This window comes from Mesorhizobium sp. M7D.F.Ca.US.004.03.1.1 (assembly GCF_003998635.1).
GTDB lineage: Bacteria > Pseudomonadota > Alphaproteobacteria > Rhizobiales > Rhizobiaceae > Mesorhizobium > Mesorhizobium loti.
The window spans coordinates 1-543 of sequence record NZ_RZQG01001703.1 but is presented as its reverse complement, the minus strand read 5'-3'; the positions used below and the strand labels follow the sequence as shown (position 1 = coordinate 543).

1 protein-coding gene is annotated in these 543 nt (G+C 58.0%); it reads left to right on the top strand.

Translation table 11 applies throughout. From position 1 onward, the window contains the following. Nucleotides 1-543: SDR family NAD(P)-dependent oxidoreductase (locus tag EN935_RS39595; protein ID WP_127374435.1), on the top strand; the 543-nt coding region annotated here is incomplete at both ends.

The window sequence follows — 543 nt, the reverse complement described above, 5'->3', positions numbered from 1 at the left end:
TGGTGCTGGTGACTGGAGCAGTTGGCGGCATTGGCCGATCGGTATCCCAGGCATTGGCAAATGCCGAGATGTCGATTGTTGCAATAGACAAGGACAGCGAGGGGCTAGCGTCCTTGGCAAAAGATCTCGGGGTTCCAGCCAATCAGCTCGTGACATTCACCTGCGACATCACCGACCAACCGATGGTTGACGCGGTCGTCGAGGCAGCCGTTGAAAAGCTTGGTCGCATTGACGCGCTGGTCCATTGTGCAGGCTTGGATGCCCCTGCAGGATTTGCATGGAACGAACCCGCGAACCATTGGCTCAAAATCTTGGACGTCAATCTCAACGGCGCATGGTGGCTTACACGAGCTGTGCTGCCTAAAATGATTGCGCGCGGCGGCGGACGGATCATACTCGTCAGTTCTGTCGCCGCGCGATCGCCCACGGGCAGAGCATCCGTGGCATACAATGCGGCCAAGGCCGGCATCAACGGGCTCACAATTGGCCTTTCCGCCCAGGTCGAGCAGTATGGAATTCTTGTCAACGCGATTGCTCCAGGCC